Raw genomic sequence first — 26,313 nt, 5'->3', positions numbered from 1 at the left:
AGTCCAGAGCTAGTGGTCCACTTTGCCGAGTGGACCACTAGCTCAGGGCGAGGGCTAAGGCTCCGTCACTAGCAACTCAATAACGGGCTCCACAAGCTCCGGTTCTAGGCCTAGGCCTTGGAGTTCTAGCATCTTATAGGCAATCGGCATGTCCTTCTTGACCAGGGCCCAGATTTGGTCCTTGGCCTGGTTTTCCATTTGGGCTTGCTCGATATAAGAGAAAATGACATCTAGACAGACTTGCTGCGAGTCACGCTTCAGCTGCTTGAAGGAGAGGGTCACCGACCCGTCAGCTTCAAGGCGCACTAGGCTGTCGCCTTGCGCGTTCAGACCGACGTCAAGAAGGCGACCCTGGCCCGCTAGCTCTAGGTCCGTCAAACAAGCCCCCACAAAGGTTAGCTCATAGGTCCGAGGCCCAGTCCCTTGAGGCTCAAGCTTGAATGCTTTGCCATCGACAAAGGTCAGCCCAGTCGTAAGGAAGGCCGTGCCGGCTGAAGTATCAGTTGCAGTTTCAGCCTCTTCCACCAAGTCGAAGTGTCCATCGGCGCCACTATAGATTCTCAGCTCCAGGACGCTTGGGTTGGCTAAGGAATTGTCAGTCCCATCCTCGCCCGACAGAGGCAGGATGGCGCCCGCCTTGGCGAAGAGGCCCATGCGTTCCAGCGGCCGATAAATCGATAAGCGCCGGCCCCCACTATAGCGCAAGCCAGTCTGAATATCATACCAAGTCCCCTCCGGCAGCCAACCATCGAAGCGGGAACAGAGACTGCGCTGATGGCGCGGCTGGGTCAGGGGCATAACCATGATTTGGCTACCAAAATAATATTGATTGGCCACTTCATAGGCCGCCTCCTCTTCAGGGTGCTGATAGTAGAGCGGCTCAATTAGGGGCTGCGCCTGATAGGCCGCCCGGTAGTTCATGGTATAGAGGTAAGGCAGGAGCCGGTGGCGCAGGCGCAAGTAGTCCTTCATGCTGCTAGCATATGGCTCCGGATAGCGCCAGGGTTCTTTGCCTAGGAATTCTGAAGACGAACTATGTAGACGCATAATAGGAGAAAAGACACCCAGCTGGTACCAGCGCAAGGCCAGCTCATTGTCGCGGTAGCCGAAGATGTGGCCGCCGATATCATGACTCCACCAACCATAGCCGATATTGCTTGCCGTCGCCGTGAAATAAGGCTGGAAGTCCAGCGATTCCCAGGTCATGTGGCTGTCACCCGAGAAGCCCACCGGATAGCGGTGACTCCCCGGTCCGGCATAACGGGAGAAGGTAATGCCTTGAGGGCCACGGGCCTGAATATCGTGGTAGTGATAGTGGTTGAGCACCCAGAGCGGGTCCACGCCCTTGACGGTCTGGCCTTGTTGCCAGTCAATCCACCAGAAGTCTACCCCCTGCTCTTCTTTTGGATGGTGCAGGTGTTTGAAATAAGCTTCTAGGAAGCGAGGTGAGGTCGGGTCGAAGACCACATATTCGCCACCCTCCCAATCCAGGCCAAGCTCTTGGGCCATTTGCTGGTACATAGACTCAAAAGGCCGCACCCCATCGGCCGGATGGACGTTAAGAGTGATGCGCAGCCCATGCTGGTGGAGCCAGGCCATAAAGCCCGCGGGATCCGGGAAGAGCTCCTCATTCCAGGTGTAACCAGTCCAGCCGCTGCCATATTGAGGCGGAACGGAGACCACATGCCAGTCCATGTCGATGACCGCCACGGTGAAGGGCAGACCCTCGGCTTCAAAACGCTCAATCAGCTGGCGATAGGTCGCCTCGCTATAGCGATAGAAGCGACTCCACCAGTTGCCCAAGGCATACTTAGGCAGGAGGGGCTGGGGCCCGGTCAAGCGATAGAAGTCGGCCAAGCAAGCCCGGTAGTCATGGCCATAGCCAAAGTAATAGAAGTCTTGGCTGTCGCCTTGCTTGACCTGGTACCAACCATCCTGAGTCAGTTGCAGACTCTGGCTGTCATCTAGAACGCTGAAGCCAAAACGGGACATAAGCCCCCGCTCTAGCGGCACCGCCCCATTGGCATGGTCCAAGGTCTGAGCCGTCCCACCCAAGTCTTGGATGGGGTCGCCATAATGCCAATCACTGTGGTAGATACTGAAGTAGCCCCGCAGCTTGAAGACCAAGCCCTCTCTAGAGAAGGCCTGCTTGTCATATTGAATGAGCACATGGTCGGTGATGATTTCCAGTAGGTCCTCCCGCTCCCGGATTTCATAGTGAGGCACAGGAAAGTCCCGGTTCAAGACCGTCTGGGTCTGACCATCATAGAAGGTCCCCGTCGGACTATACTCGGCCCGAATCAAGCGAGAAGTCAGAATAGTGAAGCGGTAATTAGGCCCCTGAATGATGGCCTCTGGCGCCGCCAAGAGCTGATAGTCTCCATAGACAGCTTTAATCATGGCTAGTACTCCCTTCTAAGGATAAATTCTTGTTGATGAGGTTGGCGGGGATGTATTGCTGGCGCTGGTCGTGAGCGGTCTGACCTGACGGCAAGACGCGACTCAAGCTAGCCATGGCCTCTTCCCCCTTGTGGACCTGATTGAGGTCAATGGTGTTGACCTCGGTCGCCAAATACTGAAGATAAGGAATGTTATCAAAACTCATGAGACGCCGGTTCGGGTCCCACTGGCCTAGCTGGCTTTGGCTGACCTTGACTAATTCCATGGCTAGAACATCGGCGGTCACCATAAGGCCCTGGTAGTTGGACAGGTCCTTAATCAAGTCATCCAATTTAGTGTTGAGGTAGAGGGGCAAATCCCCCTGGCCGCCAGCCGCCTGATAGGCCGCATTGGCCCCCGCATAACGGGCCTGAATAACCCCCACTTGGTCGGGCTCAAATTGATAGCTTAAGAAGGCTAGGTCCAAGCCCTGGCTGCGGGCTAGCAATTCTACTCCGGCATAGGCTAGGTCATAGTCCTTGGAGTTGAGTAGCTGCACATGGTCAGAAGCCTCTACTAGGGCCTGGCCTTGCGCCGTCAAATAGGTGTCGATGAAGACCAAGGGCTCGCTGACACTTTCTATCATAGCTGCTGCCATATGAGCATCACAGCCTACTACGATATGACCTGCAAAGGCCCACTGACGTCTGACTTGGTGGACGGCCTCTAGGCTCTCAATATTATGAAGCAGGATGTAGTAGTTCTCTTGCCTAGCAATGCGCTCAATCCCCTCTAGGAGAGAGGCCACAAAAGGGTCGGAATAATTAAAATCCCGTCCGCCACTATAGAACAAGACGCTGACCAAGCGCGAAGCCTTAGTTACTAGGGCTTTGGCATTGAGGTTGGGCGTGTATTGCAGCTCCTGGGCCAGGGCTTGAATCTGGACCACCGTCTCCTGAGAAACCTTGTGGTGGCGGTCATTTAAGACATTGGATACGGTCGCGATACTGACATTGGCGGCTTGGGCAATGTCTTTTAGGGTTGCTTTTTTCATTGGGGTCGCCTCAAATCTGACGATTACTTGCTGGAACCTGTCGCAATCCCGGCAATAAATCGTTTTTGGAAAATAATATAGACAATGACAATCGGAATGATTGAAATAGTCGTGGCAGCGAAGAGGCCGCCGTAGTCGGTGCCATACTGGCCATTGAATTGACGTAAACCTACCGCCAAGAGTTGCTTGGACTTGGTGTTAATCATCAAGTAAGGCCAGAGGAAATCTTCCCAACTCCATAGGAATTGGAAAATGGCTAAACTGGAAATGGTGTTGCGTGACATCGGCAAGATCAGGCGATGGAAGATATAGAAATCCGAACCCCCATCGACCCGTGCCGCTTCAATCAGCTCATTGGAGATGCCTGAGATGCTTTGTTTGAACATGAAGATCCCGAAGCCGCTGACCATACTTGGGATAATCAGAGACTTATAGGAATCCAGCCAACCGAACTTAACCATCATCTCATATTTAGGAATAATGGTGACGGCCCATGGCAACATCATGGTACTCATAACCACCGCGAACAGCAAGGATTTGCCTTTGAAGGTGAACTTGGCGAAGATAAAGCCAAAGAGCGCGGAGGTATAGATAATAATGGCCGTAATGGTCACCGAAATCATCAAGCTATTCCAGAACATGCCCATGAAATTGAATTTTTCCTGAATATTGGTGTAGTTGTTGAAGGTGGACATGCCTGGGAAGAGACCCCCACCTAACTTGACAATCTCACTATTAGGCGCAAAGGAAGACACCAGCATCCAGATAAAGGGAATAATGGTGATAATGGCCAAAGCCGCCAAAATCAGATTCAAAATCAGGCTTAAGATGCCTTTAGATTTCATTGTTGGTCACCTCCCATATCCATATAGCGGAACATTAAGAGCGTTAGCACGGCAATGACAACGAAGAGAATAACCGCAATGGCCGAAGCCGTCCCAAAGTTATAGTTGACGAAGGCCTCATCAAAGATTAAGTAGGAAATAACAAAAGTCGAAGTCCCCGGTCCCCCTTCCGTCATAATCAGAATTTGAATATAGGTTTGGAAATAGGAAATGAGGGAGGTAATGGTAACGAAGAGAGTCACTGGCTTGAGCAAGGGCAGAGTAATATTCTTGAAGGTCTGCCAGCCATTGGCCCCATCAATGCGACTAGCTTCATAGACCTCTTCCGGCAGGCCCATGAGCCCCGCTAGGAAGAGAACCGTCGCATAGCCAAAATCTTTCCAGACGGTCATGATGATAATGGCAATCATGGCCCAGTTAGAGTTCTTGAGCCAGTTAATGTCCAGATGGAAGAAGCGATTAATGAGCCCAAACTGAGGATTAAACATCCACATCCAGACGAAGGAGACAGCCACCATTGGGGTGACAGTCGGCATATAGAAGAGGCCTTGGAAGAAGGTCCGCATCTTGGTCATGCGCGAGAAGAGCATGAGGGCCAAGGCCAAGCCCACTGCCAGCCGCAAGACGGTCGAGATAGCGGTGAAGAACAAGGTATTAGTCAGCGACTTCCAAAAGAGCTTATCCCCTAATACGAAGCGATAGTTCTCCCAACCAATGTAGTTGTACTTCTGGGTCAGCGGATTCCAGTCATGCAGACTCCCAGCAAAGGCCTTATAGATGGGATAGAAGAGGAAGACAGCAAAATATACCACCAGGAAGAGGACCGATACATTACGAAAGTTGAGTTGTTTTTTCAGGATATTCATGATTTTAACTCCTTTTAACAACGAGAGTGAGTGAGTAGCTGACTACCCCCTCACTCTCAGATTGAGATACTGCCTCATGCCTAGCGGACTAGGGCAGATCTTCTATTCTTATTGATAAGCTGATTCCAGCGACTTGAAGGACTCATTGCGCATGTCGCGTTCCATTTGACGCTGCGCATTTTCTAAGGCTGAATCCAGATCCACGCCATTATAGAGTACTTCTTCGGCTGCCTTCTTGGCACTGGTTTCCATGGTAGCAGGGAATGGGCCAGGCCAAATCAACTTCTTGATACGTGGTGCAATCACGGATAAGACAGGGTCTGACTTGAGTGATTGATCTTCTTGGACGCTATTCTTGGTTGGATAAGAAGCATAGGCTTTGGCTGCTTCTAATGAGTATTGGTCGTTAGCCAAGAGATACTTAAGGAAGTCTTGGGCCACTTTTCTTTGTTCTTCTGATTGGTTCTTGTTAATACCTGGGGTGCTTTCGCCGTTGTAGCGGTCATAAGCAAAAGGCACATCCTTGCTGAAGGTTGGAGTCGCGAAGACGCCGTATTCCACATCTGGATACTTGGTCTTGAGCTCGTTAGCGAACCAGCCCCATTTGTAAACCATAGCAGATTGTTGGTTACCGAAGCTTTGGGTATCGTCGGTCCCGAAGTCCTTAGAACCCACGCCATCCACCTCATAGAGGTCTACGAGGAACTTGAGGTTTTCTTTGGTTGTCTCGTTATTGTAGTTAGGGGTGGTGCCATCTTCTTGGAAGAGTAAGGTCCCCTTTTGGTAGTTGAGGCCTTGGTAGAGACCAGCATAGGAGCCATTCCAGTTGAACCCGGCTTGAACCAGGTTATCGCCTTCCTTGATAGTTAATTTCTTAGCCACTTGGCGGAACTCATCCCAGGTCTTAGGAATGTCCTTGTCCGTTAAACCGGCTGCTTGCCACATCTTCTTGTTATAGTAGATGTTACCCGTATTCATGACGATATCGATATAGTTGACTTTACCGTCTACGACATGAGGCTCTACCCCGGTGAAGTCTGCCTTGAGATCTTCGGTTGGAATATCATAAGCTTCTAGGTAGCTGGATAGCAACTTGTCTTGGGAGTTATGAATATTGAAAATGGCTGGGCCATCCGAACCTTGTAAAGCCAGTGGCAACTTGGTCCAGTAATCATCCCAAGGATGGTTGACCACTTCAATTTTAACGTTAGGGTGTAACTTTTGGTAGGACTCCGCTAACTTGATAGCTGGGTCGCCGTCATTCCAGGTCCAATACTGAATGCTGACATCCTTGCCATCATTGACAGGCGCCTTGGTATCATATTGGACTTTCTGGCCGAGCGTGTCGTTAGCCTGAGCAGAGCTGAGGGGCACCACACTGGTAGCTAACAAAGCAGAAAAGGCCACTAGTAGTGACTTCATCAACGGTTTTTTCATAGGGAACAGTCCTTTCTCATGGTTAGGTTAAACGTTTAACCTTTACTTGAGTGTAGCACTCGGCTTAGACTTTGTCAAGCGCTTTCTTTTTGTTTTAGAAGAAATTCCTGATTTGTGTCTAAAGCAGAGGAGCCTCCCCCTTTTTCTCGGCCAAATCAAAGGAGCCAGTGGTCCACTCTGGAAAGTGGGCCACTAGCTCATACGAAATCGGCGATTTTCCCCCTTTTCAGGCAAAATCTGAGGAGCTAGTGGTCCACTCCGGAGAGTGGACCACTAGCTCGCACGTAATCGAGCCTTTTCCCGGGTTTCCGGCTAAATCAACGGAGCCAGTGGTCCACTCTAGAAAGTGGACCACTAGCTCATACGAAATCTGGGCTTTTCCCCCTTTTCCGGCAAAATCTAAGGAGCCAGTGGTCCACTCCGGAGAGTGGACCACTGGCTCATGCGAAATCGGCGCTTTCTCCTATTTCCCAGCCAAATCAGAGGAGGCTCATAGGGCTATTTTCCCAACACTAGTGAGCAGACCGGCAGTAGCACCAAAGCTTTTTTCTCACAAATCTCTCTAGACAATTATTCTTAGCGTGCTATACTTAAGTTGAACAATAAAAGAAAGGAGGACACACCACAAATGGGCGCAGGAGACGTCTTTCAGCCTTATTAAGGTGGGGTCTAGCCAGGAAGCAAGTATCAAGGAATGCTAGCCAGCTTATGCCCCACTCTTATCTTAACCAATTTTGGTACCGCCTTCATTTCGGCGGGGCCAAAATTTCGAAGACCCTCCGAAAGGCCAGCCACTCTAGCGCTCATTCGCCACAAGTCCAGCCACTGGTGTCGTCAAGTCAGTCTGGCTCAGGACTTGGCCCTTATTCAACCCAAAAGCTATTTAGGAGGAAAGATCATGGAAAACTCAAAATTCGTTGATAAATTTGCCGCCTTTGCCGGTAAACTCGGTAACCAGATTCACCTCAAGACCCTGCGGGACGCCTTCGCCACCGTCATGCCCCTCTATATTCTGGCCGGCCTAGTCGTTCTGCTTAACAACACCGTCTTCAAATGGCTCTTCACTGGCGATACCCTGACTAATTTCCAATACTGGGGCATCACCATCGCCAACGGGACCCTCAATATCTCTAGCTTAATTATCGCCGTCATGATTGGTTACTATCTAGCCCAAAACCGCAATTACAGTAACCCGCTAGCAACCGCCATGCTGTCACTAGTGGCCCTGGTCGTCATGATGCCTAACACCGTCCAAGTAGCCGTCGACGGCAGTGAGGTCAAGTCAGCGGTCTCCGGCATCCTGCCCTTTGAAAATATCGGGACCGGCGCCATGTTCGCGGGGATTATTGTGGCTCTGGTTGCGACCGAGCTCTTCATCCGCCTGACCAAAGTCAAAGCCCTGACCATCAACCTGGGCGACAATGTCCCACCTGCTGTCGGCAAATCCTTCGCCGTCTTACTACCTGTCATCCTGGTGATTTCCTTCTTCGGGCTAGTCTCTGCCCTACTCTTCAAGATGACGGGCATGAACCTGATTAACTTGATCACCACCTTCATTCAAGAACCTATTCGGCATATCGGGACCGGTCTCTGGGGTGCTATTATTATCTACTCACTGGGCAACATGCTCTGGCTCTTTGGGATTCACCAAGCCGTCATCTACAGCTCCATTCTTGAACCCCTCTTGTTGATTAACATTACGGACAATATAGCGGCCTACAATAGTGGCCAAGCCATCCCTCACATCATTAACCTGTCTCAAGTCCAATCCTTTGCCCTCATGGGTGGGAGTGGCTCCACCATCTGCTTGCTGATTGCTACCTTCCTAGTAAGTAAGTCCGCTGTCAGCAAGAACGTGGCCAAACTAGCCTTGGGGCCTGGTATCTTCAACATTAACGAGCCCGTCCTCTTCGGCTACCCAATCGTCTACAATATCTCCCTGGCCATTCCATTCATTGGCGTGCCAGCCCTAGGTATTCTGATTAGCTACCTGGCAACCTCCCTGGGCCTCATGGGACCATGTGTCATCCAAGTGCCTTGGACTACTCCAGTCTTCTTCAATGCCTTCCTAGCAACCGGCGGCGACTGGCGTGCGGTTGTCGTGCAGGCGGTCATTCTGGCCATCGGTGTCCTCTGCTACATCCCATTCATCAAGGTTAACGACCGCGTGTCACTAGAAGCCTAAGCTAAGGAGTGTTTGATTATGAAGAAAATTCTACTGATCTGTAATGCCGGCATGTCGACCAGCATGCTAGTTAAGAAAATGCAGGAGAGCGCCCTGGAACAAGGCTTAGATCTAGAAGTTGAGGCCCAATCCCTGACCGAGGCTAAGAAACATTTGCAAGACTATCAGGTCATCTTGCTAGGACCTCAAATCCGCTATGAACTAGCCAATGTGACGGCCGCCGCTAATGGCCTACCGGTGGCTGCCATCGATATGCGCGACTACGGCATGATGAACGGTCCCAAAGTCCTGGCCCAAGCCCTGGAATTGCTAGGTGATTAAGATGACTGAAGAAATGGAAATGATCTGCTTCCAGCTCATCGCCAACAGCGGCGCGGCTAAGTCTGCCTACCTAGAAGCCCTGGAACTGGCTAAGACCGGTCAGAAACAAGCAGCCCAAGCCAAACTGGCGGAAGCCGAAGACTGCTTCGTCCTAGCCCACCAGGTCCATAGCGAGCTTATCCAAAAGGAAGCCAGTGGCCAGCAAACCCCGGTCTCCCTGCTCCTCATGCACGCCGAAGACCAAATGGCTAGCGTGGAAGTCGTCCAACTCCTAGTCAGAGAACTCATGGCCGTCCACCAAGCTAAATGATGATGACAAAAGGGTGCCCCGGTGGGGCACCCTTTTTGTGTGGGCTGAGTAAGTAGCTTGTGGCTCATGCGAAATCGGGACTTTCCCCTGGTTTTCCGGCTAATGTGGCACTTAACAACTAATAGCCTCATCGTCCAAAGTGAACTCCTATTTCAAAGTAATTCTTCGCTTCTTCAAAATATTGCCGACTTAGGTTATCTTCAGGATGGCCAATCTTGGTGGCAAGCTCAAATGCATAGGCAATAGCTTCTTTATCAGTCGACTTACATATTAACAAATAGCCCCTCGACAGCTCGCCAGTTGGAACAATCAGTCCAAAAGCCTGGCACATATTGACCACACGTAAAAAACCTTTCTTGCCGTCTTGTTGTATTTGTTGAGTCTGTTCATCAAAATGACCAAATACAGTATCTCCCATACCCACTAAATCGATTGGCCCTTCCTCAGTAATTATCAAGCGGTACTCATCTAGCCACTGATTGAGACAGGCAATTAAGTCCTTCCTTGGCATCTCATGCTTGCCCTCACAATCAAGTCGCTCAACAAACTCCTGGCCTATCCCTAATAGATTCGATATTTCATTATCGATTCCTACAAAGAGTGAATCCTTAGGTACATCAACCGCCAACAAATCCTCTAGAACCATCACTTGCCTGATAATGTCCAAATTTCTCCCCATCATCCCAAAAGATGGACTAAAAGGAATACCATCCGTAGATTTTTTAACTTGTTTCGTGGCCCCTGGCTCCCTAAATAAGTCAGGATGAATGCAGGCACAAAGATTCAATGCAGTAGCCGGCGCAAGTACTGAACCACCGCCATCCGTACCGATACCAAGGTCATTAATCCCTAAAAACACATTCATGGCGGTGCCACTTGATGAACCTGTCATAGGTTTTCCAGTGATGGGATTTTTCAAGGCGACATCAATAGCTCGGCCACCCAGACTAGATTTATCAATCGTATGTAGATAATAGCCTAATTGCTCCAGTCGATCAAATACTTCTGGAGCTAAATGAGCCGTATCCTTTAGGCCAATATAATACCCAGTTTTTTCTGTAATTTTATCTAAGGCCAAAGGATAAACTGTCTCAACAGAGCCATAGTAATTCTGCATAGCTCGAAGGGTTTTAAAAGCATATGTCCTCAACCGTTCCATCGCATTTCCCTTCATTTCATTAACTCAGATAAAAACGACTTGCCATGTTGGGGGCTCTCTACTTGGAAGTATTCTGCTACTGTTGCAGCCACATCCGCCAAAGTCTCACGTTCACCAAGATATCGACCCTGGATACCTGGGCTGTAGACTAGAAGTGGAACTTTTTCGCGTGTATGATTACTATGCCCAATCGTAGGATCGTTCCCATGATCAGCCATGACCACCAGTACATCGCCTCTATTCAATAGAGGAAGCAATTCTTCTATGCGCCGACTACTAACTTCTAGGCGATTGGCATATAAGGCCACATCCTCCGCATGACCTGCTAAATCCGTTTCTTGAATATTTACTGCGATAAAGCCGTGACTGATAGAACCTACTTCATCCATGAGGCAATCAAACAAGTAGTCAGTATCTACACCTGGGAAGAGCCTTGGACTTTCTGTCTGAACAATATCCGCCACCTTGCCAATAAAGGAAACCGTAATACTATGTCTGTCTAAAATTGTAGGGATCTGTACATTTTTATCGATACCATACCCTAGGTGCACTACTTGATAACCATGATTATAGACACCTGATTCTGGTGCATCTACCCCAGCGATTGAATTATTTTTCGCCTTATAAGCGGCCAATAGGTCATCTAACACGATTTGCTGCCCGCCAAAGGCGATGACGCGCGACACATGTACTACTTCGCGTACCGCGTGTCCAATCTCTTTTAAATCTTCAAAGTCTATCAAATCAAGGCACGCTGATACATTGTAGACCTGCCCATAATCCGTCTCGAGGTTGTCCCCAACAGTAGCTAATTCGTTCACAACGAGAATCTGGCTACCTGGATTACCGACGCGTCTTACAGTATAGCCATGCCCCATCAGGCTTTTTTCTACTACATCAATGACCTCATTAAAGGGCTGAATTAAGGGTACTTTTGGCGTCGTCCCCATAATTTCCTGATGTCCAAGGAAAGAATCTGCTCCATAATGAGCTAAATTACTTACTCCATAGTTAGCAGTGTCTGAAAACTGATGACGTCCTACTTCCTCCCCTATGGCATTCATCAATCCTAATCTCTCAAGTAAATCAATCTGAATATCATCTTGAGCTAATAAGATATGCTTGGCTGTATTGCTACCAATGTCACGCGAACGTACTTGTGGACAATCGTCCATTGCGCCAACACCAAAACTATCGAGCACAATTACAATAAAACGCCCCAAAACCGTCACCTTCTTATTTTACTCCCTAATCCGTCATATAAACCTTCTAAAACAGGAGCACCTTTTCGAATACCAGAGACAATAGCTACGTCACTACGCGTAACAAACATTTGTGTTCGAAATGCTCCGAGAACCGTTGAACCGACCACATGCGAATGATGGGTCGTAATATAATAGTCAATACTTTCGTCTTTGAGTGGATATACCCGGTCTATTTTCGGTGTCCTAGAGCCTAGTTGATAGATTGCTACTTGTTGGAAATGCCCGCGACGATAGTAGCCTCCTCCGAAGAAGTATGCACGTCCATCTAAATTATGAGAAACCTCGCTTACATAGACTATGGCAGGAAGCTCGGGTTGGTCAGAAACTGCGTGTAAGGGTGTTGTCCCTGTAAGAGCATGCCCTGGCTCACCTTGAGCGCCACCTAAACTCTTAATCATCGGGATGGTCTTGACACAAGTTGCAGAAGGCATATTAAGTAATAAATCGCTGACACCTAGCTTCTCTAGAACCTCCTGAGCCTTCAGAAGTGTCTTATAGTTTTCTGTAACTGACAGCTCTTGATTATCGTCAAAGAGGAAGCAAGGAAAGGATGTGATACCCGCAATATAAACATACTCCGATGACTTTACAAGATCCATGACCTTACATAGTTGAGATAAATGAAAGCCTCCATACTGCCCATCATAAACACAGTCTCCAGGCTCAATCACCTTAAGTAGAAGCCCTTGATGAACACTCAGCTTCTCAGCAATCTCAATAATTTCTTTGAGCTTTTCCAAAGAATACACCGTCATATAATCTGTTCCGTATCGCATGATTTTTTCTATCAAGTTCGTTGGAATTTGTACTAGATGACCTACATTTCCAATTTTGAGTCCGTAGCTCATCAGCACTAATGCTTCCTTATAATCTACTACGACAGCCTTTTGGATGCCGGTTTCTGCTACAATTCTCTGCGCAACCAAAGGATTCCGGCCTATCTGCTTCAACATATAAAAGAGCTCTATGCCTTCTTGACTAGCAACCTTGAATAAGTTCTTAGCATTCTCAATGATTGCATCTAAGTCAATTACGTAGGTATCCGGTAAAATTTCACCAGTGCGATGTAAATCAAGCGCAACTTCCATCAGTTGTGGATTTCGATTTCTCAATATGTCCAGGAACATATTATCCCTCCTCAAAGAGCGCTAACAAATGAAGATAGAAAAAATCTAATTCTCCCGCATCAAAGTCTCTACTTCCTGTAAACTGAGTCAGTTTCAGCCACAGAGCTTTAGCCTCTTCAAACCGTACATGACTCTCTATATCCCTAACTAAATCTGCTTCCATTTGTAAGTCTATATCTTCATGTCGCTTGCGTCTCATATCTGCCATAGCTAGATGAATCAGAAAAGTTTCCATTTTTTCGCTAGAAATATGCAATCCATCTGATAGGTAGCTTTGTACAGTTAGGACCATCTGCATCGTTTCTTGATCAATAATACCTGCTGTTCGTAGTACCTGTAGTTTCTCTTGAATCATGGTATCGCCTCACTTTTGCCACTAATATTGTGGCATCATCTCCCCGTATTTAACGGCCAACTGAATATCCCTAATTTTTTCCTTATTCAAGCTATTTTTAAAAAAGGATATAAGCGATTCGTCTGACTGATGTACAATGATTACAGCCGTACTCATGTCAGAGATCATTAGCGACTTAGGCAACTCATTATATGATAAATCGCTATAATTCTTATCATTGATCTCGTCTACATTCCAAACCCCCGCGTCAATCTCTCCCTTACGTATCGCTTCTAAGATACGATATCCTGGCATCTGTACTAATTGGACGTTTTGGTTGGCTACAAGCGCTTCGGTTAGCGAATACTGGTCGATAGATTCATAATCGATTGCTAGACGCTTGTTTTCTAGTTGCTCACTAGAGATATCATTGGTTGAAACGATAACATGTTGACTTAAAAAACTATGTTCTTCAAAATCGACTACTATTTCAATCGGGCTCCCACTTTTTATCGCCTCTTTGGCAGCAAATTTTGAGAGGACTGCAAACTGGTATACCTTCTCCAAAACTCCATTAATCCGTTCTTTTGCACCACGTATATAGGCGATATTTAAGCGAACATTGTTGGCTCTAAAAGCTTCATAAATACCCGTAGCAAGTCCTTCATAAAGTTTGGAGTAAGGCAGTGTCATTGTCCCCATTACAGTCTCCGCTAGGGCGTATCGTTGTAAGACATTATAATCAATTGAACTAATGTAAGTGCCTAAATGTCCTCTTGACTGTAAAGAAAACCCACCTTCTTTTTTTAGATAAGTTAGGGCATTCTGTATAGTCCCTCGTGCAACATTAAGATTCTCTTGGTATTCTGTTACACTTGGAATCTTATCTCCTCTTTTCATTTGCATAAAATCAGATGCAATCGCATGGATAATCTGACCTTTTTTAGTTAAAAATCTTTCTACCATATTCTGTCTTTATTCTCTCCTCTGCACATCTTGTAACGCCTCGTCTAAAATTCTAATGATTGTGTCCACACCCGCTCGGTTAGGATTAATACGAATCATGTACTCCTCAGCTTCTGGCATAGTGGCCCGAAAGGTTCCAGAGACACGATAAAATAGTGGGCAAATTTCATATTTTGACTCTGCACCTACCGGATAAGGTAATGCACCGTATTGCGATGCGGCTTGAATCACAGGGCTCGCTAGGGGTTGTTCCAACTCCACAATAATAACTCGTGATTGAGCGTTGACTACCCATGCATGCTTAACGCCCAATATTTCACCTTTATTAAGGCGTTGACACACTTGAGTTCCAACTTCGGCAGCAATAGCGTGGGCAACTGGCGCATAGACCATTCCGCGTAAGACCTCTAGTGCTTCATGTCCTTGAACTTGCCCCCCACCAGAATAATTGTCCCTAGTAATCGCCTCAATATAGGATTTGTCACCGACTATACATCCAACTCCTTCAGGACCTAAAAGCTTAAAAGTAGAAAAACATGATAAATTAGCACCCAATTGTACTCCAATGGATTGCGTTTTAAGAACAGCGTAATTATCATCTGTCACAATTGGTAAATCCGGACGAATTTGGCCTATAGATTGGATAAGCTCCCCTATATCATAAGCATCATCCGGCAATTGACGTGTTACTTGAATTAAAGCAAAGTCAATATCTACTTGTCGCAACACTTCTTTAACCCTATCAAGCTGATTAAAGTCTACAGAAACGCAGTCTATCCCAAGCATTTCAAACGAAACTTTCGTTGTCGGGTAGATAGGTGCCCTATGGATAAGTACCTTCTTTTGCCCAATGGCGTTCAGAGCTAGTCGAATAGCATTTGTACCCGCACCTCGCACCAAAGTTGCCGCTTCCGCATCAAAAAATTTAGCTAAGACTTGCTCGACTTTATGAGTAGTCACCGGCTTATTTAAGCCGGCAACCACCCCTAGATCCCCTTGCATCAATATCTCATTCCCTGGGAAAAATTGAGTGATAGTATCCACTAATTTGAATTGTAGAGCTATTGCTTCCGCAATAGTTAAACTTACTAAGGGATAAGTTTCCATAATTACCTCCCCGTCATAAAACGGCGTGGATTTGCCACTAACATCTTCCGAATAAATGATTCAGAGACTCCCGTCTCTCCTAGTAACGGGACAAATGTATCCAAGAGATAAGTATAACCAATTCCACCTTTATACTTAAGATTAGATTTACGCGTAATATCCATCGATAAGAATACACGATCTTCGAAACCTTGTTTCTCAATCTCACGCAACATCTGCGCCCTCAATAGATCCGGTTGATAGTTTTCCTTACCAACCGTATCAAATTCAACATAGACCCCTTGATCTAACATCTTCAGAATGTAAGTCACATCCCCGGTCAAATCAACATGCCCTATAACCACCCGATTCAAGTCTACGCCTTCATTCTTGAAAAAATCGACTTGTTCATGACCAAAGGTTCCAAGTGTTGTGTGGGTCGTAATCGGAACACCACAGGTCTTATGAGCTACTACGGCTGCTTGAAATACTTTTTTCTCTCGCTCCGTCATCATACCTTTGCTCGTTCCAATCTCGCCAATAATTTGGGCTTTAATAGAGGTCTCTGCTATTCCTTCTGTAATTTCCTGAATCATCAAATTAGCTAAACTGTCCACTGATGCATCTGTCACGAAATCAGGCAGAAATTTATCCTGATAAAACCCGGTTGATTGGATAATATTTATCCCAGATGCCTCCGCAACTCGTTGAACATAAGAAGGATTGCGTCGCATATCAAGATTGGTGACATCCACTACATTACGAACCCCTTTGCTGTAGAGTTCCTTAAATTCCTCTACTGTTTCTTCGAAACAATTAAGATTAGTGTCATCATTGTGTTTGAGCCGCGATAGATCAATTGTAGTGTGCTCATGCATATATGTGATTCCGTCTAAAAACATCTTCGCCTCACCTCTAGCTAGCAACCGGTGTAAATAGACCCAATAAGAAGAGTAGGTTTACTAAGATACCTAGACTAATTGCGGCCACAGGCCCTATGGCTAATTCTACCACTGGCTTATTAGCCTTACGGTTAAGAAGTAGAAGACCGATTACCCAGAAATAACCTATCCCAGGGGCGATTTTTTCAGATGCTACGGCACCACCGACTAAGAGTGCAATTTCTAGGACTTTGTTCATGGCTGTCCGAATATGTTCCCCCATCTCTCGAACTCCTGGGAAACGATCTAATGCCTTGGCCACTACTGCTAACATCTTCACCTCAACAAACATCAGGCCTGCGCCAGCAATAAAAGCAATGAGCGGGTTGCCAGATAACAACATCCCCACTACGAAGACAAAGGTTGCACCCGCTGGACTATATACCCCAGTCACGATAGCAGTAGAGAAGACGAGAGGAACGAAGCCAATCCCACGTGCAAAGGCCGCAAGTGCTGCTTCACTTATCTTTCCTTCAGAGAGTAGTTTAAGAGAGATTGGATCGCCAGCTAAAATCATAAGGCTTGTTGAAGCAGCTACTAAACCACCTGTCAAAGAAAGCCAAATCCAATTGCTTTGAATGCGATTGACCCGTTCAAGGAAGATACTCACCAAAGTTTCATTAGAGCTAGCTCCATCCCCTTTTACTTGCATAGCGAAAGCAATCATAAAAATCATGCCAACAAGTAAGGACATTCCTTCCGCACTTAGTTTAATAGCCGTACCATTTCCAAGGTCAATAGTTCCAAATTGTTTGACTACAAATAGCGTCAAAAGAGAAGCCAATAAGGTCACAGCTGCTTTCTTAAAGCCATGTTGGTCGGCAATTGCAATGGCTGGGAAAATACTGAATCCAACTACAATTGGTGCCCCGACCGAGGATAAGGCTGGCATAAAATTAACTGGTAGTTGGGCAAATAAATCAACGACAGCCTGTAAACCAAGCACTAAACCGACACCATAGAGTGCCCCAAGAAGGCCAGAAACAACTAGCCCACCCTTTCCTTCTGGCGCCCAAGATCCAATAATATCTGTCATTAAGAGGATACTATGAACCAAGATAATGGATGCCCCAATAGAAACTGGAATCCCGAAGCCAATGACAAGACCAAAACTTAAAGCAAAACTGGTAGCTGCTAATTCTTTTTTACCAATCTTCTTTTCTAAGTATTCAGGAAGAATTGGACGCAGGCCATCATTGAAGACGGCAATGCCTTTGTTGGCCATAATAGCACACAATCCGCCTAGCAACGCAATCACGATTAACTCAATAGTCTTTGTATCCATGATTTTATCCTCTTTTCAGTTTTATTTTTTATTCAATTCATCCATAATAATGGGAATAACAATCTCCTTGTGCTGAGCAGTAAACCCGAATGCCTTCTTACCGCTTTGAACATTGAGTCGAATTTCCTCCTCTGGCATGACTTTCCCAGGCATCGAGATAGTGACACACTGATCTCGTCCTAATAGTGCTAGTGCCATTGCTAAGGCGCCACCTCCACCTGTGTTACAAGCTCCTATATAATAATCTGCTTGTCCAGCCTTTACAGCCATTGCCGCATCAAGGTCGCTTTTAACAGTAATCTCAAAATTTCCATTACTGTGCTTTTCTACCAATTGTCTTACTTCGTCTTTGTCAATCTGTCCACCTATCACAATCCTTTTCATAGCTATTCCTCCTTCTAATTGTCTGATTCAATGTAGCTATTATGAACCGCGAAGTTAACGGCACCAGCAAAGTCATGAGTATTGTTATACAGCCCCTTCTCCTGTAGCCCATTGTTCATTTTATTGGTCAAGACAATGACTACTAAATTATGCTTAGGAGAAATCGTAACATAGGTGCCTGTAAAGCCATTATGTCCGAAGGCATCTTCTGACAAAGGCTTCATCCACGAAGCATTCTTCAAAAATCCATAGGCTTGTATTGACCCATTCTTATTCTTAGATACATCGGTCAAGAAACTATTAAGTGTTGCCTCATCATAAAGCACTGTGTCACCCTGCTTACCTTTATCAAGGACAACCTGATAGAGATTCCCTAAATCAGATGCCGTGGAAAAGAGTCCTGCATGTCCTGCAACGCCTCCATTAGCCATCGCAGTATTGCCATCGTTGACTTCACCTTGTAGCTCATAGTCACGCCAACCTTTAAATTGATCAAAGGCTTCTTTGTCTTCTGTCATATCGTATCCAAAGTCAGGATAATTGACTTCATCAATCATACGTTGCTCAAAAGGATTACCAAATGAGGTTACTGCAATATTTTCCTTGTTAAAGCCATGATCTAATGGTTTGAAGCTAGTATGTTTGAGATTTAATGGATCGTAAATTGTCTTGGTTGCATATTCATCGAAGGATTCACCCGTAATCTTTTCGGCTACAAAGGCGAGCGTCATGAATCCTAAATCACTGTATTTATATTCACCTGGCTCGAACTCTAATTTTTGATTCTCAATATATTCTAAAGTGGCTTGACGATTATCAGAATAGAGATAGATTGCCTTCCATTGTGGCAAGCCTGAAGTATGACTTAGCAATTGGCCAATTGTCACCTCTTCTTTTCCATTCTTACCGAATTCAGGCAGATATTTAGTCACCTTATCTTCTAGGCTAACCTTACCTTCGTAGACCAAATGTAAAAAAACTTGGGTGGTGGCGCTAATCTTGGTGACAGAGGCTAGGTCGAAGAGCGTATCATTCTTGACTGGAATAGGATCCACAATTTTGTTGTCGCCTTCCTTACTGAAATCAAATGCTTGTATGGTCCCGTAGCTTTTCTCAAATACCACTTTTCCATCCTTCATTACAAGAATTTGAGCACCCGGTGTGGCCTTAGGATTATCATCTGCTAGTTGACTTCTAACATAAGAATAGGCAACAGCATCAATTGCCTTGCTTAGCTCTTTCTGTTTAGCCGTATCTTCACTTGCATATACGGCACGAGCAGGGAGTGGAGATGGATTTATCTGATTAAAAGTGTAACTTGCGAGATTAGTTGTGATAGCGAGACAAAGAGCTATCGATAATTTCTTGCGATTCACGATCATGGCTACTCCTCCATTCTAAGATGCCTTGTGATATGACGACAATGGACCCTGGCCTTATTCTACTTCGTAATCCCCCTTTCCAATATACATTTTTTTGTATTATCCTACATGAACATTATACTTCATGGCCGGAAAAATGTAAACCCTTTCTAATAGCCATATGCTACATAATAAAAAAGTTCCTACTTGTAAACAAGTAGGAACTTTTTTTACGCAGCCTCTTCCGCGTCACGCTAGGCTTGGGACTTGCGGAAGGAGCGCCACCAACGCCAGACTAGGACTAGGGAGAATAAGCCTATCAAGCAAAATAAGGTCGGTAGGACGACTTGTGGCACTAGTAGGTCAGCCTGGAAGTTGGCGCTTCTGACTAGGGCGGAATTTAGCCAGTCAAAAATCACATGCGCCAATAGATGAATGACATAGAGGACTTCCAGAATGAGCACGGCAATGATTAGCCCTTGCGACTTGTGAGCAAAGCGCTCTGATAATAGGACGACTTGAATGGCGAAATATACTACGAAGACTAGGATTGAATTGAGGCTGGTAGGCTTAATCGAAGCCTGCATCTGTAGGAATCTCAGCAAAACGAGTCCAGCAAGCAGTAGGATTCTTGTGAGTAGGTAGAAGGACTTATAGCGCGCACGTTGCTTGCGCCCTTGCTCTTGAATGGAAGAAAATTGGTCGGTCATGATATTACTCCTTTGTTAAGGTGGCTAGGGTGTACTCTAAAATCCTTACCGCTAACACCGCTTAAGTAATTACTAATCTGATTATAGCAAATCTTAGCACAAGAGGTAAATGGAGAGGTGCTTTATTAAGCGAGAAGTTGCTCTGGCATCCGCCGCGATGCCGTCACTGTCTACGATGAAGTCGCTTGAGCTAGTTACACCTATTGCCACTTGTCAAGGACTTTTTAATCAAAATCATCTTTTTTTTCATTCGATTTTCTCCTAAGCTCCCTCAGCATTATTCTTGTAAGTTTATCTTGCATTGTTTCAGTTGCATTTTCATCGAAATGGACAACAACCTCATAGGTGGTCTTTCCAATCTTTCTCTTTGTGCTAATGCCTTTTTTATCTGTGTTTTTCAGTTCTTCCATAAATTCTCCTTTCCTCGTTGAAATAAAAAAAGCGATTAGATTTTTTATTTTCTAATCGCTCTTACCAATATTTTGAAATTAGTTCTAAAACCAAGAAGCTCAATCATCTCTAAATTGAGGTTTCTCACTATTTTCATATGGATTATAATGATTGATGTTGCAGCCAAATTCTTTTAGTTTCTTGATTTTATTCTCCTTTGTCCACTCAACCAAAGATATACCATCAAATCCTTCTATTCTTCCATCATTCATCTTACTTTTGAAGTACCATTCAACAACTGTTTGATGTTCACTATGGAAAAACTGCTTTATATCCCACGCAAGCACTTTTCCTCTTGTATTCCACTCATTAAACCAATGCTTTACAGTTGCTCGATTTTCATATTTAGGACACCAACTTTCAGTATAAACAACATCTTCCGCAAATATATCGTCTATTCCTAAATCTTGTTGTTTGAGCCACATATCAAACCATAAGCTAATGATCTTCTCTCGGTTTTTCATATTTATCACGCTCCTAATGCTCGGACTTATAAATCCATTTTTAGATAAATCCTATCTACTAATTGGACACCTTCTTCGTAAATCGGATGTTCATAATTATCTATAAAAAAATTCTTGATGATATGAGAACGAATAAAGCCACATTTTTCATAAAAAGGGATGGTAGTCTGACTTTCTCCCGTTCCCACTTGCAATACGGAATATTCCCCTTTGTATTTCTCTATAATAAAATCAATGAAAGCCTGTCCGTATCCTTTTCTTTGATAATCCGGATGAATGGCGATATTTTTAATTTCGAGAGTATTATTCCCCACATTTAGGACAACACACCCGCCCTTTACTCCATTATCGTCTAAAACATACATTGTGCCATCTGCTATATATCTGTCGATCATATCTTCTTGTTCATCTGCCAATAATAAAAGCGATAAAAACCGCTTCTTATTTCCTACAACTTCTCTTATTTCTATCAATGTGAATACCTCTCAAATCAATGATGTTTTATTTCTCCTAAATTTTATTATACCAATAAATTCCAAGCCTTTCCATTTCCAAATACCATAAAGGAATATTTTTAGTAAACCCACTACAAAACGGTGGCAATCGTTTTAAGGCTCTTTTTCTCTCTCGGCTTATCCTTTTTACCTATTTTGCATTTAGAAACAAAATAGAGTGCTTGCACCGTCTTTTAAGCATATCTTAAAGATGATCTCCTATCATATATTCTTCAATCGTCGGAGCTTTGCTTCTATCATTTGTTTTCTTTCGCAATTCTTCCTCATCTTTCTCATACCAATGAAGCAAGGTTGCATAATGGTCTTGATAGGTTTTACCACTGCTTTGCATATACCTTGATAGCTTTTCAATCATTGTATTTGTGTGGCTTTTTAACTTTTCCTTTAGTCTTTGATATTCTTCATCGCTTAAGTTGACATTATGAAATTCCCCGTAGGTTTTTGAGTTTGGGGGTGGGGGGCTTGTTCATGGGCGGAGCCAGTCCATTGTTCCGCCTATCTATGGACTGGCTACACGAGGCAAAGCCCATTTCGAGGGTTTTCCGCACTTTATAACCGCCCCAGTCCATCGTTCTGCCTATCTATGGACTGGAGGCACGATAGCACTCCGGTTAAACTACCCCTGACTAGCCCTCTTTCTCCGAACTGCCATGTAAGGGTAGCTTCTTCAGTGGATTCTCCTTAAGGTCGTGCCATTTCAGATGAGGATTTACTATGCGATGCTTAGCATTACGGCCTCGCCCTAGGCTCTCAGCATGGTGTACTAGCAGCTTCGCTATCAAATCTCTATTTGCCTTATCTCCAAAAAATTTGATTATTTCTTTTAAGGTAAGATCGGCGCCATGGTAGAGAATTGCAAATTCATAGATGGTTCGCAAATATGCGTGAGATTTCCCCTCACGATGGCCACAGTGTAGACAATGACATTTATAGCGTGACTGCTCTGTCATTCGTTTCCCACAATTTTGGCAAAAAATTCCAGTAGCCACCCCTGCTTGTTCAACAGAAGACAGACGACGTGGCCGATATGGATTTTGGTATTGGCATGCTCGTAGCACTTGCCAATACTCAGGTGAAATTACCTGCGGTTGATAGGATGACAAACGAGCCAAGAACTCTTGCCAATCTGCTAAAGTCAGAAAATTGCCAGGTCTATTTTCTAATACTATGTCAGGATTTATGAATACTACAAGGGCCTTAATTGGCATTGGCGCAAGCCCCTTGGACTGAAAGAACTTCCGGATATACTGGCGCTGTCGTTGCGCTTGACCTTGTAAATCATTGTCATAAGGATAGCCATTTATTTTACTATGATAGGGGGAATAAGAGAAGCGTCCTGAAAAATCTTTACATTCAATTATCACTAATTGATTATTTACCGCTAGGATGGCGTCTATTTGACAACCAGTCGCTGGTAGCTTACCTTCCGTAATCCACAAGTCTTTCAGCAAAAAGGGTCCTAACCCAAACTTTTCAATACTAGCATCTAATCGACATTCGCCCGCATAGCCTTTTTCCAATCGAGACAGGCGCATGGACTCATCATCACTTAATACATAGCGTTCTTTAAGCAAGCGCAAAAATGCTAAATCAAAAGAGGCTGCTCTCATCATTAATCCTTCTTTCTAATCAAGTCTACAGAGGAAATACCCTCCCTCTATATATACCCAAACTAGTTGATTTTGCACTAGTCTCTTGGATAAAAGTTTGATGAGAACTACCAGCTAATGGAAAAACAAAAATTTTACCTTGCTATCATTTTCTACTAGAGCCAGTCCATTGTTCTGGCTATCTATGGACTGGCTCAAAAATAGGCTACTAGCGACCCACTAAATAGAGAAGCCCAGTGCAATTGACTGGCACTGGACTCTCGTAAAACTAGCTGACTAGTTATTATTGAGATAATGGTAGAGCGAATAAGGGACTTCGTGCTCCAGTTCCAGGTTCATAGACACTACCGAGACGGGCTTATCGCCTGTCTTCATAATCTCTTGGAGGGCTGAACCCTTCTGATAATGGACCCGCCCCAGATAATAGAAGTCGGTTCCTTCGCTATTGTCCTTCTTAATGAAGAGGTGCATGGCCAGGCCCGTCTCATCCGCATTCATCATTTGTTGAACGTCATTGGATTCCAGGCGTCTTTTACTCTTGGAGAAATAATGCAACATCTTCTCATTGATGAAGGCATCTTCATACTTAGTCGTATCACTAATCTCATCACTCTTGTGATAGGTCACGTAAATCGGCATGGTGTTGGTCTCGGCATCGATGAAGTAACCCCCGATATTCTGCGGCACCACGTTAATCTTCCAATTAAGAAGGTGACAGACATCCTTTCGGCTATAACGTTCACCCAACTTGAAAGGCGAGTCTTGGCTGTCGTCTGTGTAGCGCTCCGACCGTTTCAAGGCCGTCTCCAGCATATCCAACACCAAGTCCTTAATGGCCGCATTGGCTAAGAAGTTTTGAATAGTCGCATTCAGACGAAACACCGGCAGCCCTGGCACAATGATGGGCTCACCAAACTTACCTGCAGCTGTTTGAGCGAAGAAGGACAGATCCAAGAAGCCTTCAATCGACCGACGAATAGCCGGCGATACATCCAGGTTCATTTGCGCTAGAAAGTCATAGAAGGCTTCCTTATCCAGATCGCCTTGCCCTTCCACCAAACGCTTCATGAGCCAGATTTCATGCGGCCGCTTGCCAGGTAAGAGCTCTTCGCAGATAAATTGCAGGTATTGGTCCAGTTCTTTTGAACTTGGAAAATCAACCTCCTCTTCAAACTTATCAATGACTTGCCCATAATGCTTGAAGCTTCCTTCGAAGAAAATAATAGGATCCAGGCTGTCTTCCAAGAGAAAGTCCATGAGACGAGGCACCCGGCCCTTGCGGTTACGCATCTCAACATAGGCCTCCTTGAGGTTCTTCATGCTGGACAACTTGGTCTGCTTAATAGAAGAGAAGATCTGCTCCCGAGCCACCGCCTCGAAATTAATGGTCGTCATACCGCTCAACTGCTGGCGGTTGACCAGCTTACGGCGATACTCATCCTTATTCATGGAACGGTCGCCATAGAGGGCGATTGGGATCAGGTAGTTGTTCTTATAATTGCCGATGAAATCGATAATGGTCACAAATTCCTTGCTGTCATGCTTACGCAGACCGCGTCCCAGTTGTTGGATGAAGATGATACTGGACTCGGTATTGCGCAACATAATGACCTGGTTGACACTTGGGATGTCAATCCCCTCATTGAAGATGTCGACAGTCAGAATATAATCCAATTCTCCCGCTTCCAATCTTGCTACCACATCTTGACGGACTTCCTGGGAATCTTCCCCGGTCAGGGCTTGCGTCCGGTAACCACGTTCATTAAGCTTATGCGACAGCTCATGGGCTTCATCCTTGCGCGAACAGAAGATAAGCCCTTTGACAGTCTGCCCGCTGACACCATAATAGGTGACCTTCTCAATCAGGTGATTGACCCGATTATCCGCCACCAATTGGGAGAAGTCACTGGTCTCATCCAGCAGCTGGCCGTCTAGCTCAATGTCTTTGACCCCATAATACATGAAGGGACAGAGCATATCTTCGTCCAGAGCTTCTTGCAGTCGAATCTCATAGGCCACGTTATAATCGAAAAGCTCATAGATATTGAAGCCATCCGTCCGCTCCGGAGTTGCCGTCATGCCTAGGAGAAAGTCCGGTTTGAAGTGATCGATGACCTTCTGATAGGTGGCCGCCCCTGCCTTATGGACCTCGTCAATCAAGATGTAGTCGAATAAATCAGGCGCCAATTCCGCCAAGTTAGCGTCCCGGGATAGGGTCTGAATGGTGACGAAGACATATTGCTTGTCCGACAGATCCAGACCTGACCGGTAGATGCAGGACTTATCCATCTGGAAACCAATGACCCGTTGGAAATCCGACTGAGCCTTGCGCAGAATCTGCTCGCGGTGAACCACGAAGAGCATGCGACGGGGCTTATATTGCTCCACATCGAAGGCTGACAAATAGGTCTTCCCTGTCCCCGTCGCACTGACCACTAGGGCACGCCGAGCCCCCTGATCACGAACTTGTTGCAGTGAGGCTAGGGCTTTGACCTGCATCTTATTAGGTCGAATTACTTGCGTCTCATAGGTTGCTAGCGGCTCCTTGGTCAGAGGCGCAATGGATTCTTGGGCATGCGGCGTTTGTTGGAAGAGCGGACGCTGCCAATCCCGTTCAGGCAGATTATCCCGGCCTGGCGTCTCACCAAGCACTGTCAGCTCTTTCTGACGAGCCAGATCATATTGATTAATGATGAGCTCGTCCAAGGGCAGCGACTCCTGCCAAAGCTGGTCGTATTCCTGATACATCTTCTGGATGAAGTCCCCACTCTCAGCCGAGGTCAACTTAATGTTCCATTCATAGTTTTTCTTCAAGGCCGTATAGGTTAAGTTAGAAGATCCCAGAATGACCACATGCCGCTCCCCCTGTTGGAAGAGATAACACTTAGCATGCATATTGAGCTCCTCACGGGTCAGCCGCACCTGAACATTGGATAGCTTGAGCAATTCCCGCATAGCATCCGGATCATTGAAGCCTAGATAAGGCGAAATGAGAATATACCCTTCTACCCCGCGATCAGCCAGATCCGAGAGTTGGGTCTTAAGCATGGCAATCCCAGCCTTAGAAATAAAGGCCACAGAGAAGTAGAAACGATCACACTTGAGCAGTTCGTCTTGAATAGCGGTGAGGACATGGGCCCCCTTGGCCGGCTTATTAATGAGAATCTGCGGGGCATAGTTGCCATCCGGATAGTCATGTCGATGAATGAAGCCATGCTGGAGAGATTTAGTAAGTTGCGATTGAAAATAATTGGACACG

Annotated in this window: 24 protein-coding genes and 1 pseudogene; 3 read left to right on the top strand and 22 right to left on the bottom strand. The window is 45.7% G+C overall.

What is annotated here, in order from left to right; all coding sequences use genetic code 11:
• Positions 1-54 precede the first annotated feature (54 nt).
• The 5 genes from ACO53F_RS07960 to ACO53F_RS07940 all read right to left on the bottom strand — a co-directional run bounded on the left by ACO53F_RS07960 (position 55) and on the right by ACO53F_RS07940 (position 6,581).
• Entirely contained in the window at positions 55-2,400 is a 2,346-nt protein-coding gene (locus ACO53F_RS07960; RefSeq protein ID WP_485138000.1) for a glycoside hydrolase family 31 protein, read from the bottom strand.
• Positions 2,393-3,433 carry a LacI family DNA-binding transcriptional regulator gene (locus ACO53F_RS07955; RefSeq protein WP_485137999.1) on the bottom strand — a complete coding sequence of 347 codons (1,041 nt, stop codon included), beginning with the start codon at positions 3,431-3,433 and terminating at the stop codon, positions 2,393-2,395. The genes ACO53F_RS07960 and ACO53F_RS07955 overlap by 8 nt, the downstream gene beginning before the upstream one ends.
• Before the next feature lie 23 nt (positions 3,434-3,456).
• Entirely contained in the window at positions 3,457-4,278 is an 822-nt protein-coding gene (locus ACO53F_RS07950) for a carbohydrate ABC transporter permease (protein ID WP_023392404.1), read from the bottom strand.
• Complete coding sequence (locus ACO53F_RS07945; RefSeq protein ID WP_485137998.1) at positions 4,275-5,144, bottom strand: carbohydrate ABC transporter permease; 870 nt, start codon at positions 5,142-5,144, stop codon at positions 4,275-4,277. The genes ACO53F_RS07950 and ACO53F_RS07945 overlap by 4 nt, the downstream gene beginning before the upstream one ends.
• Positions 5,145-5,252: 108 nt before the next feature.
• A complete protein-coding gene (locus ACO53F_RS07940) occupies positions 5,253-6,581 on the bottom strand; it encodes an extracellular solute-binding protein (RefSeq protein ID WP_485137997.1) in 1,329 nt (442 codons plus the stop codon).
• Positions 6,582-7,479: 898 nt separating this feature from the next.
• Here ACO53F_RS07940 and ACO53F_RS07935 point away from each other — a divergent pair.
• Genes ACO53F_RS07935 through ACO53F_RS07925 form a run of 3 tightly spaced genes read left to right on the top strand, consistent with a single transcriptional unit; the run spans position 7,480 to position 9,397 of the window.
• Positions 7,480-8,766 carry a PTS sugar transporter subunit IIC gene (locus ACO53F_RS07935; RefSeq protein ID WP_314976132.1) on the top strand — a complete coding sequence of 429 codons (1,287 nt, stop codon included), beginning with the start codon at positions 7,480-7,482 and terminating at the stop codon, positions 8,764-8,766.
• A gap of 18 nt (positions 8,767-8,784) precedes the next feature.
• Positions 8,785-9,087: a PTS sugar transporter subunit IIB gene (locus tag ACO53F_RS07930; protein ID WP_485137996.1), complete on the top strand. Its 303-nt coding sequence runs from the start codon at positions 8,785-8,787 to the stop codon at positions 9,085-9,087.
• A gap of 1 nt (position 9,088) precedes the next feature.
• A complete protein-coding gene (locus ACO53F_RS07925; protein ID WP_485137995.1) occupies positions 9,089-9,397 on the top strand; it encodes a PTS sugar transporter subunit IIA in 309 nt (102 codons plus the stop codon).
• Positions 9,398-9,524: 127 nt separating this feature from the next.
• On the opposite strand, the gene ACO53F_RS07920 is transcribed toward ACO53F_RS07925, so the two are convergent.
• The 17 genes and pseudogenes from ACO53F_RS07920 to ACO53F_RS07840 all read right to left on the bottom strand — a co-directional run bounded on the left by ACO53F_RS07920 (position 9,525) and on the right by ACO53F_RS07840 (position 26,312).
• Positions 9,525-10,556, bottom strand: coding sequence for an amidase family protein (locus ACO53F_RS07920; protein ID WP_485137994.1), 1,032 nt, complete (start codon positions 10,554-10,556; stop codon positions 9,525-9,527).
• Positions 10,557-10,567: 11 nt separating this feature from the next.
• On the bottom strand, positions 10,568-11,779 hold the full coding sequence (locus ACO53F_RS07915) for a phosphopentomutase (protein WP_485137993.1): 1,212 nt from the start codon (positions 11,777-11,779) through the stop codon (positions 10,568-10,570).
• A gap of 5 nt (positions 11,780-11,784) precedes the next feature.
• Entirely contained in the window at positions 11,785-12,948 is a 1,164-nt protein-coding gene (locus tag ACO53F_RS07910) for an alanine racemase (RefSeq protein WP_485137992.1), read from the bottom strand.
• Between the two features lies 1 nt (position 12,949).
• Positions 12,950-13,303, bottom strand: a complete 354-nt coding sequence (locus ACO53F_RS07905) for a hypothetical protein (RefSeq protein ID WP_485137991.1) — start codon at positions 13,301-13,303, stop codon at positions 12,950-12,952.
• 21 nt (positions 13,304-13,324) lie between these two features.
• Positions 13,325-14,248 carry a GntR family transcriptional regulator YhfZ gene (gene yhfZ, locus ACO53F_RS07900; protein ID WP_485137990.1) on the bottom strand — a complete coding sequence of 308 codons (924 nt, stop codon included), beginning with the start codon at positions 14,246-14,248 and terminating at the stop codon, positions 13,325-13,327.
• A gap of 9 nt (positions 14,249-14,257) precedes the next feature.
• Complete coding sequence (locus ACO53F_RS07895) at positions 14,258-15,355, bottom strand: aminotransferase (protein WP_485137989.1); 1,098 nt, start codon at positions 15,353-15,355, stop codon at positions 14,258-14,260.
• A gap of 2 nt (positions 15,356-15,357) precedes the next feature.
• Positions 15,358-16,236 (bottom strand): phosphotriesterase family protein, encoded by an 879-nt coding sequence (locus ACO53F_RS07890; RefSeq protein WP_485137988.1) that lies wholly within the window; start codon positions 16,234-16,236, stop codon positions 15,358-15,360.
• A 13-nt stretch (positions 16,237-16,249) separates the two neighbouring features.
• The gene (locus tag ACO53F_RS07885) at positions 16,250-17,560 is read right to left on the bottom strand and encodes a YhfT family protein (RefSeq protein WP_485137987.1); all 1,311 of its coding nucleotides are present in this window, start codon (positions 17,558-17,560) and stop codon (positions 16,250-16,252) included.
• Positions 17,561-17,581: 21 nt separating this feature from the next.
• Positions 17,582-17,944 carry a DUF2620 domain-containing protein gene (locus ACO53F_RS07880; RefSeq protein ID WP_485137986.1) on the bottom strand — a complete coding sequence of 121 codons (363 nt, stop codon included), beginning with the start codon at positions 17,942-17,944 and terminating at the stop codon, positions 17,582-17,584.
• Positions 17,945-17,958: 14 nt separating this feature from the next.
• Positions 17,959-19,320, bottom strand: coding sequence for a serine hydrolase domain-containing protein (locus tag ACO53F_RS07875; protein WP_485137985.1), 1,362 nt, complete (start codon positions 19,318-19,320; stop codon positions 17,959-17,961).
• Positions 19,321-19,559: 239 nt separating this feature from the next.
• A complete protein-coding gene (locus ACO53F_RS07870) occupies positions 19,560-20,015 on the bottom strand; it encodes a hypothetical protein (protein ID WP_291454663.1) in 456 nt (151 codons plus the stop codon).
• Positions 20,016-20,239: 224 nt separating this feature from the next.
• Positions 20,240-20,425, bottom strand: a complete 186-nt coding sequence (locus tag ACO53F_RS07865; protein WP_268445227.1) for a transposon-encoded TnpW family protein — start codon at positions 20,423-20,425, stop codon at positions 20,240-20,242.
• Positions 20,426-20,524: 99 nt separating this feature from the next.
• Positions 20,525-20,929, bottom strand: a complete 405-nt coding sequence (locus ACO53F_RS07860) for a nuclear transport factor 2 family protein (RefSeq protein WP_070755722.1) — start codon at positions 20,927-20,929, stop codon at positions 20,525-20,527.
• Positions 20,930-20,955: 26 nt separating this feature from the next.
• Complete coding sequence (locus ACO53F_RS07855; RefSeq protein WP_291454584.1) at positions 20,956-21,399, bottom strand: GNAT family N-acetyltransferase; 444 nt, start codon at positions 21,397-21,399, stop codon at positions 20,956-20,958.
• A gap of 229 nt (positions 21,400-21,628) precedes the next feature.
• Positions 21,629-21,880: pseudogene (locus ACO53F_RS07850) on the bottom strand (phage replisome organizer N-terminal domain-containing protein); the annotation flags it as partial.
• A gap of 190 nt (positions 21,881-22,070) precedes the next feature.
• Positions 22,071-23,054: a nuclease-related domain-containing protein gene (locus ACO53F_RS07845; RefSeq protein WP_485137984.1), complete on the bottom strand. Its 984-nt coding sequence runs from the start codon at positions 23,052-23,054 to the stop codon at positions 22,071-22,073.
• Between the two features lie 276 nt (positions 23,055-23,330).
• Positions 23,331-26,312: a DEAD/DEAH box helicase gene (locus tag ACO53F_RS07840; protein WP_485137983.1), complete on the bottom strand. Its 2,982-nt coding sequence runs from the start codon at positions 26,310-26,312 to the stop codon at positions 23,331-23,333.
• Position 26,313 lies beyond the last annotated feature (1 nt).

Source organism: Abiotrophia sp. (assembly GCF_057275535.1).
Note: the sequence above shows the minus strand (reverse complement) of the source record. Positions and strands in the feature narration are given on the sequence as shown.

Coding starts and splice junctions, on each gene's coding strand:
- ACO53F_RS07960 (WP_485138000.1), bottom strand. CDS start 2,400: ATGATTAAAGCTGTCTATGGAGACTATCAGCTCTTGGCGGCGCCAGAG.
- ACO53F_RS07955 (WP_485137999.1), bottom strand. CDS start 3,433: ATGAAAAAAGCAACCCTAAAAGACATTGCCCAAGCCGCCAATGTCAGT.
- ACO53F_RS07950 (WP_023392404.1), bottom strand. CDS start 4,278: ATGAAATCTAAAGGCATCTTAAGCCTGATTTTGAATCTGATTTTGGCG.
- ACO53F_RS07945 (WP_485137998.1), bottom strand. CDS start 5,144: ATGAATATCCTGAAAAAACAACTCAACTTTCGTAATGTATCGGTCCTC.
- ACO53F_RS07940 (WP_485137997.1), bottom strand. CDS start 6,581: ATGAAAAAACCGTTGATGAAGTCACTACTAGTGGCCTTTTCTGCTTTG.
- ACO53F_RS07935 (WP_314976132.1), top strand. CDS start 7,480: ATGGAAAACTCAAAATTCGTTGATAAATTTGCCGCCTTTGCCGGTAAA.
- ACO53F_RS07930 (WP_485137996.1), top strand. CDS start 8,785: ATGAAGAAAATTCTACTGATCTGTAATGCCGGCATGTCGACCAGCATG.
- ACO53F_RS07925 (WP_485137995.1), top strand. CDS start 9,089: ATGACTGAAGAAATGGAAATGATCTGCTTCCAGCTCATCGCCAACAGC.
- ACO53F_RS07920 (WP_485137994.1), bottom strand. CDS start 10,556: ATGGAACGGTTGAGGACATATGCTTTTAAAACCCTTCGAGCTATGCAG.
- ACO53F_RS07910 (WP_485137992.1), bottom strand. CDS start 12,948: ATGTTCCTGGACATATTGAGAAATCGAAATCCACAACTGATGGAAGTT.
- ACO53F_RS07905 (WP_485137991.1), bottom strand. CDS start 13,303: ATGATTCAAGAGAAACTACAGGTACTACGAACAGCAGGTATTATTGAT.
- yhfZ (WP_485137990.1), bottom strand. CDS start 14,248: ATGGTAGAAAGATTTTTAACTAAAAAAGGTCAGATTATCCATGCGATT.
- ACO53F_RS07895 (WP_485137989.1), bottom strand. CDS start 15,355: ATGGAAACTTATCCCTTAGTAAGTTTAACTATTGCGGAAGCAATAGCT.
- ACO53F_RS07890 (WP_485137988.1), bottom strand. CDS start 16,236: ATGTTTTTAGACGGAATCACATATATGCATGAGCACACTACAATTGAT.
- ACO53F_RS07885 (WP_485137987.1), bottom strand. CDS start 17,560: ATGGATACAAAGACTATTGAGTTAATCGTGATTGCGTTGCTAGGCGGA.
- ACO53F_RS07880 (WP_485137986.1), bottom strand. CDS start 17,944: ATGAAAAGGATTGTGATAGGTGGACAGATTGACAAAGACGAAGTAAGA.
- ACO53F_RS07870 (WP_291454663.1), bottom strand. CDS start 20,015: ATGACCGACCAATTTTCTTCCATTCAAGAGCAAGGGCGCAAGCAACGT.
- ACO53F_RS07865 (WP_268445227.1), bottom strand. CDS start 20,425: ATGGAAGAACTGAAAAACACAGATAAAAAAGGCATTAGCACAAAGAGA.
- ACO53F_RS07860 (WP_070755722.1), bottom strand. CDS start 20,929: ATGAAAAACCGAGAGAAGATCATTAGCTTATGGTTTGATATGTGGCTC.
- ACO53F_RS07845 (WP_485137984.1), bottom strand. CDS start 23,054: ATGAGAGCAGCCTCTTTTGATTTAGCATTTTTGCGCTTGCTTAAAGAA.